This is a genomic window from Streptomyces sp. NPDC088261 (genome assembly GCF_044740805.1).
GTDB lineage: Bacteria > Actinomycetota > Actinomycetes > Streptomycetales > Streptomycetaceae > Streptomyces.
This window is the reverse complement of sequence record NZ_JBIURL010000001.1, coordinates 791,510-814,584: the sequence shown is the minus strand read 5'-3', so window position 1 is coordinate 814,584 and position 23,075 is coordinate 791,510. Positions and strand designations below refer to the sequence as shown.

Genomic DNA, 23,075 nt, shown 5'->3' with positions numbered 1-23,075 from the left:
GCACGGTCTCACGAGTGGTTCACGCAAGCTATCGGGTCAGCGCCGTCCAGGACGCGGAATGATCACCAGCTGCTTGGCCACGAACCGGCAGGCCGCCTCCAGCCCTTCGAGGCCGTGCAACCGACTGCGTGGCCGGGCGAGCGCCTCCGTGCCGACGGCCGACAACTGTGCGAACCGGCGGCCGAGCCAGGAACCGTCGAGGCCGAGGTACTCCGCAGTTGCCGCGAGGTGCTGTCCGGCTTGCTCGGCCGCCGTGGCCGAGTGCTGGCTGACGTGGCCCGTCACATCCGCGAACGTCCGCAGGGCTCCCGGCCGCGCGGTGACCGCGAGCTGGGACGCTCCCTGGGTCCGTACCCAAGAGGCGATGACAGCCCGGCGCCCGGGGGAGAGGCGAAACCGTCAATGTGTGCGAAGCCTCAGCCGTTGGTCACCCAGGTGCGGATGCCGAAGGACTCCATGAGCGCGATGGCGAGGAACAGCAGACGCGTCCGTATGCCGGCGAGGAGGCAATCGCCGTCTCGGGGACGCAGAATCCCCGGCCGCTGGTGCCGCCCGGTCGTTCGGGGGGCCATTCGTTCGAGGTAGCGGCGCTTGTGCCCGAAGAACAGCCATGTGGCGGCCTCTTCACCACGCTGTTCCCTGGTCCAGAAGACGGGTGCGTCGCCCAGGTGGTCCCGGTTGCCCAGGATGGACCGGGCCGCGGTCTCCGAGCCGATGAGCATCCAGGAGCCTGCCTCATGCGCCACGTCGACGGGCAGTCACCCCTCGGCGGCCCCGCCCACGACGTGAAGGACGACCTCGTGACTCCGGGGCGGTCAGCCTTGTTGTTCGCAGCCACCGAAGAAGATCCAGACTGATCGGCGGCGACTTCACTGCCGCATACGTCCGCGACGCCGGGCAAGGACCCAGTAGCGGTCTGGCGACCACGCGGTCCGGTCAACGAAGCCGCTGGGAGTCGCTACCCGACGATGTCCCGCAAACCCGGCTTCGCTCGCGTTGGCCATCGACCCCGCTGAGGTGCTGACCGTAATGAGCCTGGACTCTGCCAAGAACTCCAACAGCTTCCCATTGGCACGCGGCGGACGCGGTGGGCCCTGACCCTGCCAGACGCCGGGCAGGCCGGAGATACCGATCCGATCAGGATGTCATGTGATCGAGATCAGTCCTGATGCGCGGGACGGTCCCGACTGCTGCTAAACAGGAACCGTGCACTCCGCTCTCTCCCCTTCGCAGCTTCACCTCCTGCGCCACCTCGTGACCGCGGAGATTCCATCCGTCGACGCGACAGCGGTGGCAGTCCGGGACCTCGACGAGGCAAGCGTCACGGATGACGTGCGGACTCTCAGCTGGATGGGCCTGCTGGAGGTCACGGGTACGCGTCTGACCATCACGCCGCGCGGCAAGGCAGCGCACTTCGAAGCCGAGTGCGCCGCGCTTGCGGAACGTTTGGTCGAGGTGAGCGTCTTCGCCGACGAACTGCAGCGCCGTACGCCCTCACTCGACGCGCAAATGCACGCTCTCCGTCAGCTCGCCGAGGGAGCGTGGAGCGTGACGGAAGCAGCGGCATATGTGGACCGCCGAGCGAAGGAGCACTGAGCCACCTCTACGACTCATCGTCGGCGTCGGCGAGGAGCTCCACTCGACGCCGCGGTTTGCGGGCCTTGACGGACACCGGCAAGATGCCGGACGTCTCAAGGCTGGCTGCCGTCACCGTGGGGGCCGCGACGATCCGGTCCAGTAGATCCTGCTGCGCGGGAGCGAGGTCGACGAGCCGGCGCAGCACGGAGAGCAGTTCCATCAGCTCGCGTGACCAGCCGGCCGGCCAGGACTCCACGTGCAGGTCGTCCAAGGGACTGGTCTTGCGGCTGTTGGGGCTTGCCTTGCGGTAACCGAACCACTTCTTGACGATCTGCATGCCGCCGACGTCGTAGTTCCACACCTCTGCGGGAACCGGGCTGACATATCCGGCACCCAGGTGCAGGGTCCGGTTCATCTCGGCGTAGCGAATCTCGGCAGGGACATCCGTCCCGATGTGCTGGTCGTAACGGAGCCGACGCGGGTCGCCCTGCGGGAAGAGGATGTCGTCGGCCGGCCGGCCGTCGTCTGGATCGGCATAGGCTTCCCCGTACGTCGAAGCCCACAGCACGTGCTTGCCCAGTTGCACCGCCTCGCGCCAAAGGGCGGGGTCGCGAGTGAGCGGCAGCCGTACCCCAGGGGTGAGCAGTTCTTCCGTGAACCGCTCGGTGAATCCGGCGTGCCCGGCGACGGCAGCCGCATACGCGGCCAGGTCGTGCACCGTGATCCGGTGGTCGAGGCCCAGCTCGGTCGCCAGGTGGGCAAGGAGGCGCGGGTGCACGTTGGGGGTGCCGTCCGGATGGAGGATCGGCATTACCTTGCCGCCACGACCGTTGAAGTGGTGAGTATCGGGGAGCAGGGCGGTGGCGACGATCGCCGGCCCAGTCTCGATCTCATGGGAGGACTGCTGGTTGAGGAAGAGTTGGCCCGGCTGAAGGGCTTCCCACAGCGTGGGCCGGGCGAAGTCGATGACACGGCTGTCGGAGATCAGCCACTGCCGGTCGAAGCTGCGCATGGCAATGCGCACCAGGTCGGGCGCCAGCTCGGTTTCGTTCGCGAGCTCCTGGGTGTGATTCGGCTGCCCGGGCAGAGGGGCCCGGGTGTCGTGCAGCGAGCGATCTCTCGTCTCCTTGAACAGCTCCGACTTTTTCACCGGATCGGTCTCGTGGATCAGACGCGCCCAGCGTCGCTGAAGAATTTGCTCGCTGGGGGCATTCACCCACGAACGGTTGGCCTTGGCTCCGGGACTTCCCCAGACGAAAAGATCATCGAGAGCCGGATAGTCCTCCCACCCCGTCTCCGTGACAGGGCGGAAAGGACGGATGGCGTCGGAGTGCGCGTCCTGCCAGCCGTCGTCATCCAGTTGAATCTCCTTGAGCTGGCGGTACTTGACGACTCGCTTACCGTGCACAGCGCGGTAGTGGATACGGGCCGGCCGCTCAGGATCAGGATCCTTGCTACGGACGAAGATGCAGATGGCCAGAGGCTGGGCGACGCCGGGAAAGATTCGGCTGGCCACGTCCGGGCGGTGCCCTTCCGGTGACAGGTCGATGATCCAGCCCTCGTCACAGGTGCGCCGCAGGTAGTTCCGCATGCCTCGCCCGCCGGGTCCGGTGGTGAAGCCGGAGGGGGTGATGAAGCAGACGACCCCCTGCTGGTCCTGGGGGTGGGCATCGAAGACCTTCCATGCCGCCCAGCGCCAGAAGTAGACGTACAGGTTCTTCAGCACGTGCTCGTAGCGGCCGTTGCCGGGCCACTTGAAATCCTCGATGGGGGCGGTGCCTCGCGCGGGGGTTCCCTTCTCGACCCAGCCACCGCGTCCCTTGGCCTTGTCGTCGTAGGGTGGGTTGCCGATCGCGACGGTGACCGGCGTTCTGGCCTTCACCTGGTTCGCCCGCCTGCGTGACTCCGAGATCACGCCGTACGTCGAAGCGAGCGTTTCCTCGGCCAGGTACGGGTCGTCCAACGTGTCGGTGACGAAGAGCTTCATGCCGTCCGGCGGTGCGACCGCGTGATGCCGCTTGAGCAGATCGGAAGTTCGCAACTCGGCGACGGCGAAGGGCCCCATCTGCAGCTCGAACCCGATCAGGCGCTGCGCCAGGCCGCCTATCGCGTCCGGCGTCGCACCAGGGCCGTTGTTCTCCGCCGCCCAGGCGGCGACGTGCTCGATGACCGCGTGAAGGTACGTGCCCGTCCCCATCGCCGGATCGACGATGCGTACGCTCTCGTCCGCGTATCCGTCCGCGCGTCCCAGACGGGTACGCAACACGTCCTCGGTGAGGCGCACCATCTCCTCCACCACTTCGCGTGGGGTGTAGTACGAGCCGCTCTTCTGCCGCAGCTTCTCGTCGTACACCTCCAGAAACGACTCGTACAGGTGCAGGTACGCATCCCGTCGGCCCTTGCGAATCGCCGCCCAGTCGACCGCGTCGATCACCTGGATGAGGAGGTCGAGGCTGACCTCGAAGCTCACCGTGATGTTGTCGGTGAGGAGCTGAAGAGCCTTGCCCATCAAGGCGTGTCCGGCGTCGAGGCGTCGGCCGACTTCGTGCAGCCCCACCCCCTTCAGGGAGATGCCCTCCGTGCGCGCGAGCAGCAGCGCGAAGGTCACCGCCTGGGCGTATCCGTCGGCGAAGGTGGCGTCGTCGGCCGTTGGGAAGAGCAGCCTGCGCCAGTCATTCTTGAGCCCGGTGAAACGCAGTTCCTCGGGACGTGCGCCCTCTGCCGCGTACCGCCCCTCCCGCTCCAACTGCTCCAGTACCGCCGCACGTAACAGGCGGCACAGCGGCGCGGTGCGCCGGACCAGAGCGGAGGCGTGACGGATCGGCTCGGGAACCCAGTGCAAGAAGGTCTTCAGGAGGCTATGGAACGCGGCAGGCTCGCGGGCGGTCAACAAGCGTCCCGCACTGGCCAGATCGCCGTTGAAGACGACCGGGGAACCGATTAATTCCCCGGTGCGGAAGAGACGCCATTCGGTGCCGTTGGTGTAGAGCACGTTCGGCAGGTCACGCAACCGTTCCCACTGCTTCTTGTTACGCCCTGTAAACTTGTCCGGATCGACCGGGTGACCGGGGCGCTTGACCTCGATGTAGCCGACGATGTCACCGTGCACCTCGACCGCGTAGTCGGGGCGCACGCCCACATCACGCAGAGGCGTTTCGGAGTGCCATAAGACGCCGTCCATGGCGTCGTGACTGCCCACTGCCTCCAAGAGGTTCTGCAGAGGTGGACGGATGGACGCCTCGGGGTCGCCTGGACCATTCACCATGGCCTTGCATGATGCCCCGAAGGCCGATATGGCTTCCGTGAGCCAGCCCAGTTCCTGGTCGTGCGTCACTGTCGTACCCCCGCGCTATCGATCATGGCGTGAGGAGTATGTCAGTCCCAAAGGGGTGGGAGAAGGCGCCAACTCCCCACGGGGCCAACTTGGTTGCACCCGACCGAGACCGGTGTTCGTTCGCCCCGCGAAGTGGCCCATTGCACACGACAGGGGCCCGGCCGACCCGTGAAAGTGGGTGGCGGTGCCTCCCGCCGTGGGCTCTTGGGGGTGGGGTCTACCGCCGGACCAGGATCAGTGCGTGGGTGCCGGTCGTGCGCCAGGGGGTGTTGGATTGGTCGAGGGACTCCAGCGTTTTGTGTTTCAGGCCCACGACGACGTCGGACTTCAGGGTTCGGAGTGTCGCGACCGGTCCTGGGAAATATGCCGTGCGCTCCGCGAAGGGTGTCGTGGCGTGCCACATCCGGTCGCCCACGAGGCGGCGGTGGTTGAGGTCGCCCTTCAGGATCGTGAGCGTGACGGCCTCGAACTCCTTGCGCAGGTCCTCGGGCATCTCCTCGTACGGCAGCGGAGCGCAGTAGAACGAGTGGGTACGGACGTCCAGGCGGCCCGTCGCCATGGCCTCCCACAGGCGGCCGCCGACCCTGCCGGCTTCGCCGGGGGCGTGGGTGAGGCGGCGGAGGCAGTCGGCGACGTCCGACGTCATCGCGTCGGAGACGTAGTACGGGTACGGCTTGACGTGGAGCACGACCCGTTCGGCGTGCCGCTCTGCGAGGAGGTGGTCGATGAGGATCAGGTCGGGGAGCAGCTCTCGACCCGCGTTGTCCGCCACCACGGCGACCGTAGAGCCGGCTCCGACCGGCAGGAGCTGCCACAGCAGGTCGCTGTCGTCGGCGACCAGCGCGGGGGCGGCGGCGTCCCCGGCCTCCGGCTCCGCCGACGTGACGCGGAAGCCGAGGTCCGCGCGGTTGCCCCAGAGCGAGGCGTGGAGCAGGGCCGTGGCCCGTTCCTGGGGCGGCACGTGCGCGAGCGCGTCCAGGGCGCGCAGTTCCTCTTCCACCGTGTCGCCTCGCAGTTCGGCCTTCTTGAACGGAGCGAACGGGTCGACTCCCTGCCACGGGCCGGTGCCGAAGTACCCGACCGCGCCGAGGAGTCTGCGGTAGAAGTAACTCTCCGCCCACAGAAACGGAGCGTCGTACCAGGAACGGCCGAAGTGCTCCTCCCCCCAAGCCGCCCAGCTCTCGTGGTCGTGTTCCTCGGGGGGAAGTGGTTGGACGACACCGTTGGTGATCTCCTCCAGCAAGACGTCGAGTGCCTCGTGCTGGCGCGGGCCGTACGGGAAGGCGTCCCGTACCTGCTGGATGAGCGCGGGGTGGCGCTTGGCCAGCACACTCCAGGCGAACGATCCGGGCTCGTTGCTCAGGATGACCGGAGCATTCGACGCGACGGCGGACGGGGAGGTGTGAGCCACCTCTTCGGCCGAGGCGCCGGAGGTCTTCTCTCTCATGGTCCAAGCCCTTCGTGGGTGGTGGGGGGTGAGTCTGTCTGTCCGCTGAAGCCGTACCGCGATATCGCCGGTTCCCGCCCCGACCGCCACCGGTTGCCCGGTCCGTCCATGGTGACAGGCCGGGCCCGCCCTCCGGCCGACTGTCGAGGCCGACCGCGGCGGTCGACCGCGCGGTCGCGGTCCGCCGACGCGGTCGGTGCCACCTGGCCGCCCTTCCCTTCCCTCGTCCTGGGCGCAGGTTTCAGCGGGTCGTCGCCGACGGCCACGCCCCCGACTTCGCGTAGTCGGGTGCCGTCACGTCCACGTTGGCCGGGGGGGCCGGACGCGCGTGCGGGGATGGCAACTTGATCGATATCGGGGGGATACGTGGTGGACGCGGATCGCCGTTTGCATGCTGGGGCCAGAGATTCGTGCCTCGATGGGAGCTTGCGGTGAAGAACTACCTCTCGGCTCGTGAACGGTTCGACCGGCGCCACGCCGTAGCCCTTTCCGTAGCCGTGTTGTTGGTCGCCGGTACGGCGTCGGCGACCACGTCCAGAGCCGGTGCGACCGGGCGTCCCTCCGGGAGACCCGTGTCCGTCGACCTCGAGACGGCGACCGTGGCGCAGTTGGGCGGGCTGCTCGGCTCCGGCAAGATCTCCAGTGCCGCGCTCACCAAGGCGTACCTGGAGCGCATACGGGACCTGAACTCGCAGGGGCCCTCGCTCAACGCCGTACGTTCCGTGAATCCCGACGCGCTGAAGGAAGCCGCGGCCGCCGACAAGGCGCTGCGCGGCAAGGGGCCGCACAGCCCGCTGCTCGGCATCCCGGTCATCGTCAAGGACAACATCGATGTCGCGGGCATGCCGACCACCGCCGGTTCGGTGGCGCTCGCCGACTCGTACCCGGCCAAGGACGCGCCGATCGTCGCGCGGTTCCGTAAAGCCGGCGCGGTCATCCTCGGCAAGGCCAACCTCACCGAGTTCGCCAACTACCTGACCAGCGGGATGCCCGGCGGCTACAGCTCGCTCGGCGGGCAGGTGCTCAACGCCTACGACACGAGCCAGACCCCGAGCGGGTCCAGCGCCGGGTCGGGTGTCGCCGCCTCGATCGGGTTCGCCGCCGTCACCGTCGGGACCGAGACCTCCGGGTCCATCCTCAGTCCCGCGTACTCCAACTCCGTCGTGGGCATCAAGCCGACCGTCGGGCTGGTCAGCCGTACGGGCATCGTGCCGATCGCCGCCAGCCAGGACACGGCCGGCCCGCTCACCCGTACGGTCGCCGACGCCGCGGCCACGCTCACCGCGCTCGACGGCAAGGATCCGGCGGACCCCGCCACCGCCGCCAACCCGCTCGTCGGGCACGACTTCGGCCAGGACCTGTCGACCACCGCGCTGCGCGGGGCCCGTATCGGCGTCGTCGCGAGCCAGGTCCCGGCCGCCGGAACCGACAACCGGACCCTCTGGGACGCCGCCGTCACCGCTCTCACGGACCAGGGCGCGACGCTCGTCGATGTCAGCCTGGACACCTCGGGCCGCTCCTCGACGGTCCTGTCGTACGAGTTCAAGCGCGACCTGAACGCGTATCTGGCGCGGCTGCCGAGGAACGCGCCCATGAAGAGCCTCGCCGACATCATCGCGTACAACAGCGCACACGCACCGGCGGCGTTGAAGTTCGGGCAGGTCAACGCGCTCAACTCGGAGGCCAAGGACCTCGGCCCCGACAGCGCCGACACGGCCGCCTACAAGGCGAGCCGGGCCCAGGACCTGGCCGACAGCAAGGACCGTATCGACGCCGTCATGAAGGACAACGACCTGACGGCACTGCTCTTCGCCAACAGCGGGAGCGCGGGCATCGGCGCGAAGGCGGGATACCCCTCGATCAGCGTCCCGGCCGGCTACCAGGCGGCCAACAGGCGGCCGTTCAGCATCTCGTTCCTCGGCCAGGCGTGGAGCGAGCCCACGCTCGTCGGCTACGCCCACGACTACGAGCAGGCCACCAAGCTGCGCCGGCCGCCGACGGTGATCAATCCGGCGCCGTATCGCTGCACGGCTCTTACGGGCCTCGGGGACTCCGGGGGCTCCGGGGACACCTGCGCGCCCTGACGGCGCGCCGGTTCAGCGGGGGTCCGCGGCATCCCCGGCAGTTGCGTCGCGAGGGTCCGCCGGCCGGGCGCCGGCGGGCCCGGCCACGAGGGAGCCCAGGTCACGCGCGTCGGCGGGGGTGTTCGACCCGGATGCGCAGTGGTGCGAGGAGGTCGTTCAAGTAGTACCGGTTCGCAGGGGTGTTAGCGCCAGCGAGGGGTCCGACGACGGCTTGAGCAGGGCCCCCGGCCGTCCTCGCCGGGGCGCAGTGTGGCTGCTGGACCCGGACCGTGAGGTCCCCGGGGACATGCCGCGCACAGTGGCCGACGTCCTGCACGACGGCGATTCGGCGGCGCTGGAACTGTGGGCGGCCTTCTCCTGGCGGGGACACTGAGGGAGGCCATGATGGATTCGGCGGTGGCGGGCCTGCTGGCGGCCGTGTGCTCGCGCCGGACGCGGTGCTGACCGAGGTGCTGGCCGATGTGCGGCGGGTCGACGCCGGGCTGGGGTCGGTCTACGGCGCCCTGGCCTGTCACGCGGGGTACGGCACGCGAGGGCGAGGACGTGACCGCCGCGCGAGCCGGGATCGAGACGTGCTGGGCGGACCTTTCACGGATGCGCGCGACCATGCGCGCCGATCTGGACGTGACCGGCCCGTCCCCCGCGTGAGCGCTCGTACGCGCTCGTACGTATTAGTACGCATTCGTACAGGAAGGTCACGGACGGCCGGCTGCGAAGCCGCGCATGTCAACGCGTCGCGAACTATGCCGGGTTGGGACGGGTTTTGGGTGTGCGCCTCGGGGGCGTGTGGGGTGCGGGATGTGCGCTGGGGGCATCGTGCGCCGGGGTGGTGGGCATTGCTTTCCGTGTTCATCAAACTACATACTGTAATCGCCTCTTTGGCTTTTCGTGTGCCGGGAGCGCTCTCATACGTGTCCCCTCCGTCACCTTGAAGAGGAGTGCGCCATGCCCCGGCTAACGGTGCGAGAAGTACTGGCTGTGGCCGCCCAACCCCTTCTGCTGCTCGCCGCCGTCGCCGTCTTCGTCCCCACCGTGTGGCGCGGATGGGAGCCGGGCGTGGCCACCTTCCTCTTCCAGTTCGCCGTGCTCGGGCTGCTCCTGGTGCTGGAGTTCGTGATTCCGTACAACCCCGCGTGGCGGCCGGTCCGGCGGGAGTGGGGGCACTACGCCGTGTACTACGTCCTCACCGCCGCCGGGGGCGCGCTCGGGCAGAATCTGGTGCTCCTGGCCGTCGGCGCGGTGGCGAATCCGTATCCCGTGCTTCCGCTGTGGGGCGAGATCCCGCTGGCGCTGCTGCTCGGCTCCCTCGCGAGTTACGGGGTGCACCGGGCCGGGCACACCTACGCGTGGCTGTGGCGGCTGCACGGAGTGCACCATGTGCCGGACAAGGTGAACGTCGGCAACAACAGCGTCAACCACGTGGCCGACGTCGTCATTTCACAGGGATTCGTCCAACTGGCCCTCGCGCTGGTCGGATTCTCCGAGCGCGCGGTCTTCGCGGTGGGGCTCTTCGTGGTGGCGCAGGGGTACTTCGTCCATGCCAACGTCCGCGTGCGGCTCGGGCCCCTGAACCACGTCCTCGCCGGCCCCGAGCAGCACCGGCTGCACCACAGCACCGACCTGGCGGAAGCCGGCCACTACGGCTCCGACCTGTCCGTGTGGGACCGGCTCTTCGGTACGTTCACCTGGCGTCCCGGTCGTGAGCCGGCGGCGGTCGGACTGGCCGATCCCCGCACCTTCCCGGACACCGGTCGCATCCTCACCACACTCGTCCACCCCTGGCGCCGCTCCGCCGGGTGACGGGCTCTCCCCTCCGCCCCTCTGTTTCTTGTCCGTTCACGTTCGTACGGCGCGCCGCTCCCGTTCGCGTGCGCCTGTTTGGCGACCCAAGGAACGATCATGTCTGCACAAGCTCGCACGTCCCCGCCGGCCACTCCCGCGGCGTCCGCGGCGGCCACCCCCGCGGCGTCCCCGTCGGCCACCCCCGCTGTGTCCGTGGCGCCCCGCGAGAAGGTCGCCGTCATCGGCATCGGCTGCCGCTTCCCCGGCGGAGCCAATGACCACCGGTCCTTCTGGCGCAACCTGGTCGCGGGCAAGGACTGCATCACGCCGACGCCCGCCGACCGGTACGACGCGGCGGGCCTGGGCAGCAGGGACAAGACCAAACCGGGCCGGCTCGTCGGCGGGCGCGGCGGCTACATCGACGGGTTCGACGAGTTCGACCCGGCGTTCTTCGGCATCAGCCCCCGCGAGGCGCACGCCATGGACCCGCAGCAGCGCAAGCTGCTCGAAGTCGCCTGGGAGGCCCTGGAGGACGGCGGGCAGAAGCCGGGCGAGCTGGCCGGGCGGGACGTCGGGGTGTTCGTCGGGGCGTTCACCCTGGACTACAAGATCCTTCAGTTCTCGGATCTCCGTTTCGACACCCTCGAAGCCCACACGGCCACCGGAACGATGATGACGATGGTCTCGAACCGTCTCTCGCACTGCTTCGACTTCCGGGGCCCGAGCCTCTCCATCGACTCCGCGTGCAGTTCGTCGCTCGTGGCGGTGCACCTCGCCTGCGAGAGCCTGCGGCGCGGGGAGAGTGCGCTGGCCCTGGCCGGCGGCACGCTGCTGCACCTGGCGCCGCAGTACACGATCGCCGAGACCAAGGGCGGCTTCCTCTCGCCAGAAGGCCGTTCCCGGACCTTCGACGCCGGAGCCAACGGCTACGTACGGGCGGAGGGCGTGGGGATCGTCGCCCTAAAACTCCTTACGGACGCGGTCCGCGACGGCGACCCCATCCATGCCGTCATCACCGAGACCGGGGTCAACCAGGACGGCCGTACCCACGGCATCACCGTCCCCAGCGCCGACGCCCAGACCGCGCTGATCCAGCAGGTCTGCGCGCGGGCCGGGATCACCCCGGGGAGCCTCCAGTACGTGGAGGCGCACGGCACGTCCACCCCGGTCGGCGACCCGATCGAGGCGAACGCGCTGGCGCGCGCCCTCGCCGTCGGCCGCGAGCCGGGCGCCGCGTGCTACGTCGGTTCCGTCAAGACGAACATCGGGCACACGGAGTCGGCGGCCGGGATCGCCGGGCTCATCAAGACGGCGCTCAGCCTCGAACACCGGCTGATCCCGCCGCACATCAACCTGGAACGCGTCAATCCGGCGATCGACCTGGACGCCGCGCCGTACGAGATCCCGGACCGGGTCACGCCCTGGCCCGCCCACGAGGGGCCGGCCCGCGCGGGCGTCAACTCCTTCGGGTTCGGGGGCACCAACGCTCATGTGCTGCTGGAGGAGGCGCCGGTGGCGGCCGCGGAGGCGCCGCCGACGGCCGGGGTGGCGCCCGCGGCCGGCGGTCTGCCGTTCGCCGTGCTGCCGCTCAGCGCCCACGACGCCTCCGTACTGCCGGAGCTGGCCGAGTCCGTACGAGCGGATGTGACGGCCCAGGGATCGCACGAGGGTCCCGCCCTCACCGACTCCGCCCTCACCGACCTCGCCCACTCCCTCGCCTGCCGCAGGCAGCATCACGACGCCCGGCTGTCCGTGGTCTACGAGACGCGTGACGATCTGGACCGGGCGCTGGCGGCATACGTACGGGGTGAGGAGCACCCCCGCGTACTGCGAGGCAGACGCAGGGAAGGGCAACAGGAGGCGCCCGCCTGGGTGTTCACCGGTATGGGGCCGCAGTGGTGGGCGATGGGTCGGGAGTTGTTCACGACCTCGCCCGTCTACCGGGAGGCCGTCGAGGCCGTCGACCGGGAGATCGCCGCGCAGGCCGGCTGGTCGCTGACCGCCGAACTGAACGCCGACGAGGACGTCTCCCGGATGGCGCAGACCTGGCTCGCCCAGCCCGCCAACTTCGCCGTCCAGATCGGCCTCGCCGCCCTCTGGCGCGCCCAAGGGGTCCGTCCCGGCGCGATCGTCGGCCACAGCACCGGCGAGGTCGCCGCGTTCTACGAGGCCGGGGTCTACAGCCTGCCGGACGCCGTACGGATCGTCCTGCACCGCAGCCGCTTGCAGCACCGGCTCGCCGGCGCGGGCACGATGCTGGCCGTCGGCCTGCCCGAGGCCGAGGCGGCGCGGCGCGCGGCGCCCTTCGGGGACCGCCTGTCCGTCGCCGCCGTCAACAGCCCCGGCGCCCTGACCCTGGCCGGGGACCGGGAGGCGCTCGCCGCGTACGCGGAGCCGCTGCGGGCCGAGGGGGTCTTCACCAAGTTCCTCGACGTCGAAGTCCCGTACCACAGTGCCGCGATGGAGGAGATCAAGGCCGAACTGCTGGCGGAGCTGGCCGGGATCGACCCGCGTCCCGCCCGGGTGCCCCTCCACCTCACCGGCCGGAAGGGACGGGCCGAGGGGCCCGAACTCGACGCCGGGTACTGGTGGGACAACGTCCGGGACACCGTACGGTTCCGCGACGCGGTCGACGCGCTGCTCGACGACGGGCACCGTACGTTCCTGGAGATCGGGCCCCATCCGGTCCTCGGGCACTCCATCAAGGAGTGCTTCGCCGCGCGCGAGGCCCGCGAGGGCGCCCCCCTGACCGACGCCGCGTCCGGGGCGGGGGCGGGCACCTCCGGGGCGGGGGGCGCGGGCGCGTCCGGGGCCGGGAGCTCGGGCACGTCCGGGGCCGGCGGGCCGCGCCAGACCGTGACCGCGCTGCCGTCGATCCGCCGCGCCGAGGGCGAGGCGCTGCGCTTCGCCACGTCCCTGGCCTCGCTCTACACCCTCGGCTGCGCCGTCGACTGGGAGGCGCTGCACCCGGGCGGGCGGTGGGTGCCGCCGCCCCGCTACCCGTGGAAGCGGGACCGGTACTGGACCGAGCCCGCGCCCGTGGCGCAGGTCAGGCTGGGCCGGGTCGACCATCCGCTGCTGGGCCGGCGCCTCGCCACCGCCGAGCCCGCGTGGGAGGTGGCGCTCGACGTGGAGACCACGCCGTACCTCGCCGATCACCGCATCCAAGGAAGGACGTTGTTCCCGGCGGCCGGGTACGTGGAGATGGCTTATCAGGCGGTACGGGCCCTGACCGGCGGTACGGACGCCGAGTTGGCGGACGTCGAACTGTGCAAGGCCCTCTTCCTGCCCGACGACGCCCCCCGCGCGGTCCAGTTGTCGCTCTCCGCGCAGACCTCCGCCTTCACCGTGGCGACCGGCGGCGACACCCCCGCCGTGCACGCGTGCGGCGTGGTGCGCGGGGGCGTGCCGGCCGGCCGCACCGCCGCGTTGGACGGGGCGGCGATCCGGGCCCGGGCGGACGAGCGCCTGGACTCCGCCGCGTGTTACGAGACGCTGGGCGCTTTCGGGTACGAGTACGGCCCCGCGTTCCAGGGCATCGCGGAGGTCTGGCGGAGGCGGGGCGAGGCGCTGGCGCTGATCCGGCCGCCCGCGGGGGCCGGTCGTGCGGAGGGTGCCGGGGATGCCACAGGTGCCGGGGGTGCCGGGGGACATCATGTGCATCCGGCGTTGCTCGACGCCTGTTTCCAGGCGCTTCTGGTGGCCGGGCTCGCGGACGCGGACGCCGCGTCCGGTGGCGGGATGCTGCTTCCGCTCGGCATCGAGGCGGTCCGTACGGCCCCGGTCGGCGACCGGGCCCTGTGGGCGCACGCCACCGTCACGCGGCGGGCGGGAGACGAACTCGTCGGCGACATCGCCCTCTACACGGAGGACGGCGAACCGCTGGGTTACGTACGCGGCTTCCGCGCCGCGGACGTGGAACAGGCGTCGGCGGCGGTGGGCGTTCCCACCATCGACAGCTGGCTCGCCGAACTCACCTGGACGGACGCGCCGTTGGAGGACGACCCGGACGATGCGCCACGGGAGGGCGCCCCGGACACGGAAGCGGCCCGGAGCCCGCGGGCGTCCGGCACCTGGCTGCTGTTCGCGGACCGGCCCGGCGGGGTGGCGGACCGGCTCGCGGCGCTGGCGGGCGCGAGCGGTGCGCGCTGCCACCTCGTACGGCCGGGTGACGGCTACGCGTTCGACCGGGAGGGCCGGGAGTCCCGGGTGGTCCCGGACAGTGCGGACGACCTTCGCAGGCTGCTGGCCGACCTCGCCGACGTCGACGCCGAGGCCGCAGAGGCCGGCGAAGCCGACCGTCCGGCCCTCGACACCATCGTCCACCTGTGGAACCTGGATCTGCCGGCCCTGGAGGACACCGGGCGCGGCGACCTCCACGCGCACAGCACGCTGGGCGCCTACTCCGTGGTGGCCCTGGCCCAGGCGCTCCAGGACACCCCGGGCCAGTCGGCCGCGCCGGCCGCACTGCACCTGGTGACCCGGGGAGCCCAGGCGGCCGTCCCGGGAGACCGGGTGGAACCGCTGGGCGCACCCGTCTGGGGCATCGGCCGGGTGCTGCGGCACCAGGAACTCACCGCGCACGGGGGAAAGCTGATCGACCTGCCCCTCCCTTCGCCGGACCTCCTCCTGACCGGACCCGGGTGGGAGCCCGCACAGGCCACCGACAGCGAGCCACGGGCCGACGCGGAGACGCGCGGCACCACCGAGGCCCGAACCGCCATCGTCCCCCAGCGCCCCCACCCCGACACCGGGGCGCGGGACGCCACCCGGACGCCGGTCGAGGCCGGAACACGGGCCGAGGCCGGAACGTCCGCCAACGGCAACACACCGGCCAACGCCGGAACGCCCGCCAACGGCAGCACACCCGCCAACGCCGTGGTCCACGCCACCACGGGAACGCGGTCCGACGCGGCAGCGCAGGGCAACGCCCGGGAGCGAGTCAACGCCGGCGCGAAGCACCCGCACGACACCAGGACACAGGCCAACGCCCAGGCCCGACCGCACGCGGAAGCCCACGCCAGCACCGGAACGCACGGCGACACCGGCGCGCGGACTGACACAGGCACGCAGACCGACCCCGAAGTGCGGTACGGCACCAGCGCCCAGGGCGACGCGGAAGCCCGAAGCAACACCGGCGCACAGACCGACACCGACACCCGCTCCGTCACCAAAGTCCGCGCCGACCTGGAAGCCCAGGCAGGCATCGGGCCGGAGGGCGACGCGGAAGCCCGCGCCGACACCGAGGCGGAGACCGACACCGAGGCGAACGCCGACGCGGAACCGCAGGCCGGCAACGGAGTGAAAGCCGACGCGGGAGCACAGGCCCACGCCGAGACGCGGGGCACCCCAGGGGCACGAGCGGGCACCGGCACGCAAGCCTGCGCCCACGCCCGGCTCGGCACGGGAGCCCAGGCCGTCACCGGAGCGGGGGTCGACACCGGAGCGCGAACCGACACCAAAGCGCGAACCGACGCCGCCGCTCGGGCCGACGCCGAAACCCAGGGCGACACCGGCGCTCAAGCCGACGCGCAAGCCGGCGCGCAAGCCGGCGCGCAAGCCGGCACGGGAGACCGGGCCGACACCGCAGCCCAAGCTGCCACCGAAGCGGGGAGCGACACCGAAGCGTGGCGCGACGCCAACAGCCCGGCCGACGCCGAAGCCCGAGCCACCGCGCACGCCCAGGCCGACGCCGCCGCGCTCCTCCGGGAGATCCTCGCCCCGGCCGCACCCGGCCGGCCCCAGGACGAAGTCGCCCTGCGCGGGCGGCGGCGGCTCGTCAGTGGGCTTTCCCGGGCCTCGGGGCTCACGCGGCCCTTTCCTCCCCGGCTGCGGACCGACGGCGCGTACCTCGTCACCGGCGCGTTCGGGGCGCTGGGCAGGCTGCTGTGCCGCTATCTCGTGCGGCGCGGGGCCCGGCACCTGATCCTCGTCGGGCGTACGGAGCTGCCCGACCGCGCCACCTGGCGCGGCCTCGACCCCGGTTCCCCGGCGGCCGACGCGGTGGGCTTCGTCAAGGAGTTGGAGGCCCTCGGCGCCCACCCCGTACACGCGGCTCTGGACGTCTCCGACGAGCGCGCCCTCGCGCGCTGGCTGGCAGGGTACCGGGACCGGGACGCTCCCCCGGTGCGCGGGGTCTTCCACCTCGCCGGGCACGTACGGGACACGCCCGTCCACGGCCTGGACCGGCCCGCGTTCGACTCCGCGTTCGACCCGAAGGCCGCGGGCGCCTGGCTGCTGCACCACCACCTGCGCGACGAACCGCTCGACCACTTCGTCCTCTTCGCCTCCGTCGCGTCCCTGCTCACCACCACCGGCCAGGCCAACTACGCCGCCGGCAACGCCTTCCTCGACGCCCTGGCCCACCACCGCAGAGCGCGCGGCCTGCCCGCGCTCAGCCTGGACTGGGGGCCCTGGGCGACCGGCATGATCGAGGAGCTGAGCCTGGTCGAGCACTACCGCACCGTCCGCGGCATGAGCTCCCTCTCCCCCTCCGCGGGCATGGCCGTCCTGGAACGGGTCCTCGGCCAGGACCGCGCCCAGCTCCTGATCGCCACCGTCGTCGACTGGAAGACCTTCCTCGCCTGGTATCCCTCCCCGCCCCCGCTGGTCCGGCGGCTCGCGGCCGAGGCGGCGGCCCCCACCACCCCCGGCGAGACCGCCACCCGCGCCGGCGCGCCCGACGAACAGAGCGCCTACCTGGACCGGTTCCGCGCCGCCGCCGGCGACGAGGAGCGTGCCCGGCTCGTCGCGGACCGCTTCCTCGGCTGCGCGTCGTCCGTCCTGCGGATGAGCGCCGACCAGCTCGACCCGGACACGGGCCTGGGCACGTACGGCATCGACTCGCTCCTCGCCATGGAGCTGCGCGCCCGGGTCCAGGCGGCGACCGGCGTCGCGCTCCCGGTCGTGGCGCTGCTCAGCGGGGCGCCCCTGCGCGAGCTGACCGCCCAACTCCTCGCCGGTTCCGTGGCACTTGCCTCACAGGCGGGAAGCGGCCCGGGCGACGACACCGCGGTGGAGGTCCACCAGGACGCGTCCCGCCATCCCCTGACGCAGAATCAGAAAGCCCTGTGGTTCCTGAAGCAGCTCCACCCGGACGGCTTCGCGTACAACATCGGCGGCGCCGTCGAGGTCCGTACCGCCATCGATCCCGGGCTGATGGCCGCCGCCGTACGCGCCCTGGTGGCCCGGCACCCCGTCCTGCGGGCGAACTTCGTCATGGAGGACGGCCGGCCGCTCCAGACCGTATCGGACGCGGTCGAGCCGGACTTCGAGGTCTTCGACGTCGAAGGCATGGAGTGGGAGGGGATCCGCGAGCTGATCGTCGAGGAGTACCGCAGACCGTACGACCTCGCGCGTGACCGCCTGATGCGCTTCCGGCTGTTCCGGCGCGGCCCGGACCGCTGGGTGCTGATGAAGGCGGTCCACCACATCGTCTCCGACGCGATCTCCACGTTCACCTTCATCGAGGAACTGCTCGCTCTGTACGAGGGCATGCGCACCGGCCAGGTGGTCGAACTGCCCCCCGTCCGGGGCCGGTACGTCGACTTCCTCAACCGGCAGAACAGATTCCTGGCGTCCCCGGACGCCGACCGCATGCTGGAGTACTGGCGCGGCGCGCTGCCCGCCGAGGTCCCGCCGCTCACCCTCCACACCGACGCGCCCCGGCCGCCCGTGCAAACCCACAACGGTGCCTCGGAGTTCTTCGTCCTCGACCCCGAACTCAGTGCCCGCGTGCACGCCTTGGCCCGCGCGCACGACGTGACCGTCTTCATGGTGCTGCTGTGCGCCTACTACCTGCTGCTGCACCGCCACTCCGGCCAGGACGACATCGTCGTCGGCAGTCCGGTGACCGGGCGCACGGACGAGGACCTGTCGTCCGTGTACGGGTACTTCGTCAACCCGCTTCCCCTGTACGCGAATCTCGGCGGCGACCCGACCGTCGCCGACCTCCTCGCCCAGGTCCGCGGGACGGTGCTCGGCGGCATCGACCACCAGGAGTACCCCTTCGTCCTGCTGGTCGAGAAGCTGGGCCTGCAACACGACCCCAGCCGCTCGGCGGTCTTCCAGGCGATGTTCATCCTGCTCGCCCACAAGGTGTCGTCGCAGCAGTACGGCTATCACCTCGACTACATCGAACTCCCCGAGGAAGAGGGGCAGTTCGACCTGACCCTCTCGGCGTACGAGGACGAGGCCGAGCACCGGTTCCACTGCGTCCTGAAGTACAACACCGACCTGTTCCGGCCCGAGACCGCCCGCCGGCTGGCCGGGCACTACCGCAATCTCCTGGACGCGCTGACCCGTACACCCGGCGACCGGCCGGCGGGGGAGCTCGACATGCTCGGCGAGGACGAGCGTCACGAGATCCTGCACGGCCCTGCCGCCAGGGGCCGGGTGCTGCCCCCGGAGCCACTGGTGCACGACCTGTTCGTACGGGCGGCGGAACGCACCCCGGACGCGGTCGCGGTCACGGTTCCCGCCGCGAGTCCCGGCGGGTTGGCCCGCCACCTGACGTACGCGGAGCTGGAGCGGGCCTCCGGCGCGCTGGCCGGGCGGCTGCGGGCGCGGGGGGCGAGCGGCGGGGTCGTCGCGGTGTGCCTGCCGAAGTCCCCGGAGCTGATCGTGGCGCTGCTGGGCGTCCTGCGCGCGGGGGCCGCCTACCTGCCCCTCGATCCCGATCACCCGGCGGAACGGCTCGCGTTCATGGCGGGCAACGCGGACGCGCGCCTGGTCCTCACCGACCCGGCGTGCGCCGGGCAACTGGACGTGCCCGGGGCGGAATTCCTCACCGACGTCATGGCGGGGGACCCCGAGAGCCCGGCGGCCGGAGCCGGAGCCGACACCCCGGCCCCCACCACCGAAGCCCCCGACACCCCCACCCCCGCGGGCCCGCCCGTCGGCCCCGACACCCTCGCGTACGTCATCCACACCTCCGGATCGACGGGCCGCCCCAAGGCCGTACGGGTCTCCCACGGCGCCCTCGCCGCCCTCGGCGCGGCCTGGCGCGAGGAGTACGGACTGGCACCGGAAGCGGCACGAGGACCGAAAACGGACCCGGGACCGGACTCCGCACCCCGCGTCCACCTCCAGATGGCCGGCGTCTCCTTCGACGTCTTCACCGGCGACCTGGTCCGCGCCCTGTGCTCCGGCGGCCGCCTCGTCCTCGCCGACCGCGAGCTGCTGCTCAACACGGCACGGCTGTACGAGGCGATGATCACCGAGCGCGTCACCTGCGCCGAGTTCGTCCCCGCCGTGGTCCGCGCCCTGATGACCCACTGCGAGGAGGGCGGCCACCGGCTGGACTTCATGCGGCTGCTGATCGTCGGCTCCGACACCTGGAAGGTCGCGGAGTACGAGCGGCTGCGCGGCCTCTGCGGCCCGGACACCCGGGTGCTCAACTCGTACGGCCTGACCGAGGCCACCGTCGACAGCGCCTGCTTCGAAGGACCCACCGACGGCCTCGACCCGAACAGCACGGTCCCCATCGGCGGACCGCTGCCCAACTGCGTCCTGCACGTCCTCGACGCCCGCAGGCAGCCCGCACCGGCGGGGGTCACCGGCGAGCTGTGGGCGGGCGGGGCCGGCCTCGCCCAGGGGTACGCCGGAGACCCGGAGCAGACCGGCGAACGGTTCGTCACCCTCACCCTGGACCGGGGCCCCGACGCCGTCCCCGAACGGCTCTACCGCACCGGTGACCTGGCCCGCAGGGACGCCCGGGGCCGCATCCACCTGCTCGGCCGCGCCGACGCCCAGATCAAGCTGCGCGGCCACCGCATCGAGCCGGGCGAGATCGAGTCCCTGCTGACGGCGCTCCCCGAGGTCGCCGACGCCTACGCCATGGTCAGGACCGACCACGGCGGCGAACCGGCCCTCTGCGCCTACGTGGTACGGGCCCCCGGCACCGCCCCGGACCCGCGCGCCCTGCGCCGCCACCTCGCCGCCCACCTGCCCACGTACCTCATCCCGGCCCGCCTCCACACGCTGGACGCCCTCCCCCTCAACGCCAACGGAAAGGTGGACCCGGACGCGCTGCCCGTGCCCGCCGCCGAGTCCGCGCAGGAGCACCACGAGCCACCCGTGACGCTCTACGAGGAACGGGTCGCGGCCCACTGGAAGGCGGTGATCGGCCTCGAACAGATCGGCCTGCACAGCGACTTCTTCGAATCCGGCGGCAGCTCCATCACGCTCATCGAGCTGATCCACCGCCTCCAGAAGGAGTTCGGCATCGCGATCCCCGTCGGCCTGCTCTTCAAGGTGACCACGCTGCACGGCATGGCCCGTACGGTCGAGGACATCGTCACCGGCCGGGTCTCCGGCAACCTCTCCCACCTGTCCTTCAACACGGGCGCGGGACCGGTCGTCTTCTGCTTCCCGCCGGCCGGCGGCCACGGGCTCGTCTACCGCCACTTCGCCGCGCACCTCCCCTCGTACGAGCTGATCGCCTTCAACCACGTCGACGGCGACAAGAGCACGCGCTACGCCGACCTCGTGGACTCGCTGCACCCCGAAGGGCCCTGCCTCCTCCTCGGCTACTCCCTGGGCGGCAACCTCGCCTTCGAGGTCGCCAAGCGGCTGGAACAGCGGGGGCGCGAGGTGGCGCATGTCGTGATCATGGACTCGTACCGCATCGAGGAGCGGTACGGCATCTCCGCCGAGCACACGGAGGCGTTCGAGCGCGAGCTGCGGGACCACCTGCGCCGCCACACCCACTCCGAGACCGTCACGGCGCAGACCCTCGAACAGGCCAGGGACTACCTGGAGTACTGCGGGCGCACCCCGAACCACGGATCGGTCGCCGCGACGGTCACCGTGATCTCCGACGAGGCGAAGGCGCCGTTCTACGCGGCCGGGCGGCCCGGCAGTTGGCACACCACCTCCACCACCGCCAGCCGGCTGGTGCGCGGCGCCGGCCTGCACGCGGAGATGCTCGACGAGAAGCCCGCCGAGCGGAACGCGGCCCTGGTGCTGTCCGCGCTCGGCGACCTCATCGCGACCGCACCCCGGCAGCGTTCCGCTTCCGTGGACGACGGCACCACAGACAGGGAACTCCATGGCGCGTGACAACCCGACGGCACGTGAGAAGAGGCCGGTGTGGGAGGCCCGGGGCCCCCGGGCGGCGGCAGCCGGCCGCACCCCCGGGGACCGGCCGCGCGTGATCGTCATCGGCGCGGGCATCGGCGGCCTCTCCGCCGGCTGCTACGCGCAGATGAGCGGCGCCGAGACCCGTATCTTCGAGCGCCACGTCCTGCCCGGCGGCTGCTGTACGGCATGGGCGCGCGAGGACTACATCTTCGACTACTGCATCGAGTGGCTCACCGGTACGGGGCACGGCAACGACGCCAACCGCCTGTGGCGCGAACTCGGCGCGCTCGACGGCAAGTCCATCGCGAACTTCGAGATGTTCAACACCGTCACGGACGAGACCGGCCGCTCGGTCACCTTCTACAACGACCCCGACCGCCTCGAAGCGCACCTCCTGGAGATCTCGCCGGCCGACGCCCGCCCGATCCGGGCGTTCTGCCGCGACCTGCGGCGCTTCATCCGCGTCAACCACTATCCCTTCCTGACCCCGCCGCCCCTCCAGTCCCCGCGCGAGAAGCTGGCCGCCCTGCGCACGGTGCTGCCCGCCTTCGCCCTGTTCTGGCGTACGGCGGTGACCCGGATGGAGAGCTTCTGCGACCGGTTCGAGGACCCGTTGCTGCGCCGGGCGTTCCCGTTCATCTTCTTCCAGGACCACGAGGTCTTCCCGCTGCTGCCGTACCTGTTCAACATGGCGAGCGCGTACCACCTCAACGCCGGTTTCCCCCAGGGGGGTTCGCTGGGCCTGGCCCGCTCGGTGGAGGACCGGTACACGGCGCTCGGCGGGCGGGTCGACTACCGGTCCCGGGTGGAGCGGATCCTGGTGGAGAACGACCGCGCGATCGGAGTGGAACTGCGCGGCGGGGAACGGCACTTCGCCGACCACGTCGTGTCGGCCTGCGACGGAGTCACCACCATCCAGGGGCTGTTGGGCGGCCGGTATTCGAGCCCGAGGGTCGACAAGCTCTTCGGGATGACCGAGCGGCCCGACCTGCTCTACCCGGGCATGGTCTCGGCGTTCGTCGGGATCGACGGCGAACTGGACCCGGACGCCCGGCACAGCACCACGTACCTGCTCTCGGACGAGGACTGCGCGGCGCTGCCGGACGTCCTCCAGAAGAGTCTGGTCGTGCAGATGCGTTCGCGTTACTCCGACGGATTCGCCCCGCCCGGCAAGTCCGTCGTCCACTGCACGTACTTCAGCGACTACGCGTCCTGGAAGCGGCTGCGGACGACCGACCGCAAGGCGTACTGGGCCCGGAAGCAGGAGGTGGCCGACTTCGTCCGGGGCTTCCTGGAGCGCCACCACCCCGGCATCGGCGAGGCCATCGAGGTGGTGGACGTGGCGTCCCCGGCGACCACCGAGCGGTACACGGGGGTACGGGGCGGCAGCATCCTCGGCTGGAAGTCCTTCACGGCGGCGGACGACGTGATCACGGGCCTGATCAACAAGGACCGGATGCGGCTGCCCGGCCTGGCCGGATTCTCCCTCGCGGGCCAGTGGTTCGCGGGCGGCAGCCTGATCCGCGCCGCCGCGGGCGGCCGGTTCGTCGCCCAGTACCTGTGCAAGGAACTCGGCCTGGACTTCCACGCCTGGGAGAGCGGCGGTACGACGCCCTGGCATCCGGACCAGTTGGGGCGGCTGCCCCAGCTCGAAACACGCAGGGTGCGGTGACAACCGAAGTGACCACGACGACCAACACGACCAACACCACCAACCCGACCACCACGACAGCCACGACCGCCACCACCCGGGCGACCCCCCGCCGGA

General features: G+C 71.2%; 10 protein-coding genes. 6 read left to right on the top strand and 4 right to left on the bottom strand.

The window, feature by feature from the left end; translation table 11 throughout:
- Positions 1-36: 36 nt before the first annotated feature.
- Complete coding sequence (locus ACIODU_RS03505; protein ID WP_401763335.1) at positions 37-285, bottom strand: hypothetical protein; 249 nt, start codon at positions 283-285, stop codon at positions 37-39.
- A 131-nt stretch (positions 286-416) separates the two neighbouring features.
- Complete coding sequence (locus tag ACIODU_RS03500; protein ID WP_401763332.1) at positions 417-746, bottom strand: hypothetical protein; 330 nt, start codon at positions 744-746, stop codon at positions 417-419.
- Positions 747-1,206: 460 nt separating this feature from the next.
- Here ACIODU_RS03500 and ACIODU_RS03495 point away from each other — a divergent pair, with 460 nt between their 5' ends.
- A complete protein-coding gene (locus ACIODU_RS03495) occupies positions 1,207-1,596 on the top strand; it encodes a hypothetical protein (RefSeq protein ID WP_401763329.1) in 390 nt (129 codons plus the stop codon).
- 7 nt (positions 1,597-1,603) lie between these two features.
- On the opposite strand, the gene ACIODU_RS03490 is transcribed toward ACIODU_RS03495, so the two are convergent.
- Together ACIODU_RS03490 and ACIODU_RS03485 are read right to left on the bottom strand one after the other, a co-directional pair.
- Positions 1,604-4,912 carry a type ISP restriction/modification enzyme gene (locus tag ACIODU_RS03490; protein ID WP_401763326.1) on the bottom strand — a complete coding sequence of 1,103 codons (3,309 nt, stop codon included), beginning with the start codon at positions 4,910-4,912 and terminating at the stop codon, positions 1,604-1,606.
- A 217-nt stretch (positions 4,913-5,129) separates the two neighbouring features.
- Complete coding sequence (locus ACIODU_RS03485) at positions 5,130-6,359, bottom strand: damage-control phosphatase ARMT1 family protein (RefSeq protein ID WP_401763324.1); 1,230 nt, start codon at positions 6,357-6,359, stop codon at positions 5,130-5,132.
- Between the two features lie 572 nt (positions 6,360-6,931).
- Here ACIODU_RS03485 and ACIODU_RS03480 point away from each other — a divergent pair.
- The 5 genes from ACIODU_RS03480 to ACIODU_RS03460 all read left to right on the top strand — a co-directional run bounded on the left by ACIODU_RS03480 (position 6,932) and on the right by ACIODU_RS03460 (position 22,979).
- Positions 6,932-8,443 (top strand): amidase family protein, encoded by a 1,512-nt coding sequence (locus tag ACIODU_RS03480; RefSeq protein ID WP_401763321.1) that lies wholly within the window; start codon positions 6,932-6,934, stop codon positions 8,441-8,443.
- Between the two features lie 211 nt (positions 8,444-8,654).
- Complete coding sequence (locus tag ACIODU_RS03475; protein ID WP_401763319.1) at positions 8,655-8,816, top strand: hypothetical protein; 162 nt, start codon at positions 8,655-8,657, stop codon at positions 8,814-8,816.
- A 605-nt stretch (positions 8,817-9,421) separates the two neighbouring features.
- On the top strand, positions 9,422-10,243 hold the full coding sequence (locus ACIODU_RS03470; RefSeq protein ID WP_401763316.1) for a sterol desaturase family protein: 822 nt from the start codon (positions 9,422-9,424) through the stop codon (positions 10,241-10,243).
- Between the two features lie 99 nt (positions 10,244-10,342).
- On the top strand, positions 10,343-21,286 hold the full coding sequence (locus ACIODU_RS03465; RefSeq protein ID WP_401763314.1) for an amino acid adenylation domain-containing protein: 10,944 nt from the start codon (positions 10,343-10,345) through the stop codon (positions 21,284-21,286).
- Positions 21,276-22,979: a phytoene desaturase family protein gene (locus ACIODU_RS03460; RefSeq protein ID WP_401763312.1), complete on the top strand. Its 1,704-nt coding sequence runs from the start codon at positions 21,276-21,278 to the stop codon at positions 22,977-22,979. The genes ACIODU_RS03465 and ACIODU_RS03460 overlap by 11 nt, the downstream gene beginning before the upstream one ends.
- The last annotated feature ends 96 nt before the right edge of the window (positions 22,980-23,075 follow it).